Annotated in this window: 2 protein-coding genes; both read right to left on the bottom strand. The window is 40.1% G+C overall.

Annotation, left to right across the window (positions count from 1 at the left end; translation table 11 throughout):
* Positions 1 to 44: 44 nt before the first annotated feature.
* Positions 45 to 1,895, bottom strand: coding sequence for an RNA polymerase sigma factor RpoD (gene rpoD, locus GQR46_RS16915; RefSeq protein WP_165741636.1), 1,851 nt, complete (start codon positions 1,893 to 1,895; stop codon positions 45 to 47).
* 390 nt (positions 1,896 to 2,285) lie between these two features.
* Positions 2,286 to 4,037 carry a DNA primase gene (gene dnaG / locus GQR46_RS16910; RefSeq protein ID WP_165741634.1) on the bottom strand — a complete coding sequence of 584 codons (1,752 nt, stop codon included), beginning with the start codon at positions 4,035 to 4,037 and terminating at the stop codon, positions 2,286 to 2,288.
* Between the last annotated feature and the right edge of the window lie 123 nt (positions 4,038 to 4,160).

The following is a 4,160-nucleotide window of genomic DNA, read 5'->3' as shown; positions in this document are numbered from 1 at the left end:
AAGGCCGCTATAGCGGCCTTTTTAGTTTATATAGTAGCGCTAAATTATTTAGCGTCTAAAAAGCTTTTCAGTAAATCTGAGCGAGAAGGGTGGCGTAATTTACGCAGCGCTTTCGCTTCTATTTGACGAATACGTTCACGTGTTACGTCAAACTGTTTACCTACTTCTTCTAAGGTGTGGTCGGTATTCATATCAATACCAAAACGCATACGTAGTACTTTAGCTTCACGGGCTGTTAGGCCTGCTAGTACATCGTTAGTTGCGCCACGAAGAGACTCCATTGTTGCCGAATCGATTGGCGAATCAATAGTAGTATCTTCGATAAAGTCACCCAAGTGAGAATCTTCATCATCACCGATTGGTGTTTCCATTGAAATTGGCTCTTTAGCAATCTTAAGTACCTTACGGATTTTATCCTCAGGCATCATCATGCGTTCTGCTAATTCTTCTGGATTTGGCTCACGACCCATTTCCTGTAACATTTGACGAGAAATACGGTTAAGTTTATTAATCGTTTCAATCATATGTACTGGAATACGGATTGTTCTTGCTTGGTCAGCAATAGAGCGAGTGATTGCTTGACGTATCCACCACGTAGCATAAGTAGAGAATTTATAACCACGGCGATATTCAAACTTATCAACCGCTTTCATCAGACCAATGTTACCTTCTTGAATTAAATCCAAGAATTGTAAGCCACGGTTTGTGTATTTTTTAGCAATTGAGATTACAAGACGTAAGTTAGCTTCAACCATTTCTTTTTTCGCACGGCGTGCTTTCGCTTCACCAATGCTCATTCGACGGTTAATGTCTTTAATACGCTCAATGCTTAAACCTGTTGTTTGTTCAATAACAGATAATTTATTAATGCTACGAATGATTTCTGGCTTAACTTCTTCAAGTTTAGCTGAATACTTTTCGTTACCTGAAATTTCTAAATCAACCCAAGAAGCATCAGTTTCGTTGTTAGCAAAGTGCTTAACGAATGTTTTCTTCGGTAATTTAGCAATTTGAACAGCATGTTTCATGATTAGACGTTCTTGAACGCGAACTCTATCCATCATTTCACGCATGTTATTTACCATGCGGTCAAACTGTTTAGGTATTAATTTAAAGGTTCTGAAAAGCTCACCAATTTCAAAAATGGCGGCTTGTGATTCAGGATGCGAACGACCTTTAGCTTCAAACGTATCACGTGCTTTATTGTATAAATCACGTAAGTTTTCAAAGTGAATACGAGCTTCTTCAGGATCTGGACCTGTGTCTACTTCTTCTTCATCTTCGTCATCGCTATCAGCATCATCTTTGTCATCTTTATCGTCATCATCAAGTTGCTTAGCACTTAATTCTGAACCGATGTTAGTTGCTGAAATTGGCGCTGTATCTTCATTCGGATCGATAAATCCAACGATGATATCGCTTAAGCGCATTTCTTCAGCTTCAAACTTGTCCCACTGCTCTAGCAGGTAAGTGATTGCTTCAGGGTACTCTGCAACAGAAATCTGTACTTGGTTAATGCCTTCTTCAATACGTTTAGCGATTACAATTTCGCCTTCACGTGTAAGAAGTTCAACAGTACCCATTTCACGCATGTACATGCGAACCGGGTCCGTTGTACGGCCGATTTCTTTTTCTACAGTTGCAAGTGCTGCAGCGGCAGCTTCAGCTGCGTCTTCGTCTGTCGTTGTTTCTTGCATCATTAATTCATCAGCATCAGGCGCGTTTTCGCTAACCTTGATACCCATATCATTAATCATGCTTATGATATCTTCTACTTGATCTGAGTCTATAATGTCTTGTGGAAGGTGATCATTTACTTCTGCAAAAGTTAAGTAGCCTTGCTCTTTACCTTTTTGAATCAGAAGTTTTAATTGTGACTGAGGAGTTGGATCCATAGAGATTGTTTCTTCCACTCTGATAAGTTGATACAACAGGCGCCATCATGTAGTTTGCATTAAAGCCAACTAGAATAATGTGACGCAGTGAATAGCACAGTATAACAGTTTAAATCAATTTTGACTAGGGTCTGTTGGCCTTTCAGGATTAAAGTTTGTTCTATCCAAGGGTGGTTTAATCGCGGCGCCAGGTTTGTAACCTAGTGGGCTAAGTCAAAACCGGGCAACAAAGAGTAAACCTCCCTTGGGACGAACCCAAAGGGCAGCGCGTGTTCGGCATTTATGCTGCGTTATCGCCTATTTATGTGGAATAACCACACTACATAGGCTCTGCCTTGTCTAAATACCAAACACACTGCTGTAAACTTAACCTCGAAAGATAAACAGACCCTAACTGTTAGTGGCTTTTAACGCTGTCATTAACAAATGACACTCAAGTCTTTCGTCGCTACTAAGGCCTTGAGTCTTGTCCTTTATTAATAGGGTCTCGAGTCGATAATTTAAACACTGATCTTCAATAAACTTGAAAGTATTTTTAAAAACCGTCTCTAAACGTTCTTCATTTATTTCGTGTTGCCACGTTGCAAGCTTTATTAATGGCTCATAATCTTCAGTTCCTCTGAAAAACTCGAGCAGTTGCGCGGTGGTCACATTTTCTTTTTCTAGGGCTTGTTCTTGTAAGCGTAATAACAAGCCTATGCCAGCAATATTCATTTGTGCGAGTTCAGGTAGGTACGGCACGCTTTTAGCTAAATTAGGGTGCTGAATTAAAATACCAATCGCTTGGCGCATCGGTGTTATTTTAAATTTACGCTCAATCGAATGCTGCTGCTTAGGTGTTTTTAAACGATTATTAAGTTGCTCTCGTGTTCTGCCGATTAAACGACCTAATTGTTCAAGAATGTTTTCTTGGTAAAATTCACTAGGAATTTTTTCAATTAGTGGAAGTGCGGCACTGAGGAGCTTAGCTTTTCCTGAGTCGAGTGTTAAATCAACTTCTTGGCCTAATTTATTAAACAGTACTTTGGTAAAGTCATCTGCTTGGCCTAGGCGCAGTTCAAATTGTTCTTTACCTTCTTTTTGCACTAACGTATCTGGATCTTCACCATCGGGTAAAAATGCAAATTGCAGTGCTTTACCATCATTTAAGTAAGGAAGTGCGTTTTCAAGCGCTCTCCAGGCAGCATCGCGACCAGCTCTGTCACCATCGTAACAACAAATTACTTTATCAGTAGTTCTAAACAATGTGTGCATGTGCTCGCTTGTTGTTGCAGTCCCCAGTGATGCTACAGCGTATTCAATTCCTTGCTCTGCTAGGGCAACAACATCCATATAACCTTCAACAATCATGACATGGTCAAGCTTTTTATGGGCTTGCTTTGCTTCATAAAGTCCATAAAGTTCAAAGCCTTTATGGAAAATTCGGGTCTCCGGCGAGTTTAGATATTTTGGTCCTTGGTCGGCTTGCATTACACGCCCACCAAAGGCAATAACGCGCCCACGCTTATCGCGAATAGGGAACATTAAACGATCGCGGAAAAAATCAAACTGCCTACCAGGTGTTTTTTCTGATGCTAGTTTTAATTCAACTAATTGCTCTTTTTGTTCTTTGTTGCGGCCAAGTTGTAGGCATAGCCCGTCCCACTCGCTGGGAGCATAGCCAATCATAAACTTTTTAACTGTTTCGCCACTTAAACCACGGCCTTTTACATATTCAATAACGGCGGCAGAATTACTGTGGTGTTTTAATTGATGCTGATAAAAACGTGCAGTATGAAGCATTAAGTCGTAATCAGAGCGCTTTTGCGCAGCTGTACGTTCTGGTGCTGAGTTTGTGCCCTGCTCTCGAGGTACTTCTAAGTTAAGCATGCTGGCTATTTCTTCAATAGCGTCTACAAACTCAAGTTTTTCGTACTCCATTACAAACGAAATAGCATTGCCGTTAGCGCCACAACCAAAGCAGTGATAAAACTGTTTGTCTTGCGATACGGTAAATGAGGGGGATTTTTCGTTATGGAAAGGGCAGCAAGCTTGATAATCTTTACCTGCTTTTTTTAGACCTACTTTTGAGTCTATCAGGTCGACAATATCGGTTCTGGCAAGTAAATCATCTATAAAGTTACGTGGGATCTTTCCAGCCATTAGTAAAATACAGTCCTGAAATAATAAGAAGAATAACAAATATGAAATTTACTTTTTATACTTGCGTGGTGCAAAGTATAGCGTGCTTTAACTTACCAAAATGATAGCAAAATAAATAGGGAA

Origin of the sequence: Pseudoalteromonas sp. Z1A6, from assembly GCF_011378745.1 — a bacterium.
Classification (GTDB): domain Bacteria; phylum Pseudomonadota; class Gammaproteobacteria; order Enterobacterales; family Alteromonadaceae; genus Pseudoalteromonas; species Pseudoalteromonas arctica.
This window is presented reverse-complemented; position numbering and strand designations above follow the sequence as displayed.

What these genes read in the sequence shown, in the direction of transcription:
- dnaG (WP_165741634.1), bottom strand. Translation starts at nt 4,037, where the DNA reads ATGGCTGGAAAGATCCCACGTAACTTTATAGATGATTTACTTGCCAGA.
- rpoD (WP_165741636.1), bottom strand. Translation starts at nt 1,895, where the DNA reads ATGGATCCAACTCCTCAGTCACAATTAAAACTTCTGATTCAAAAAGGT.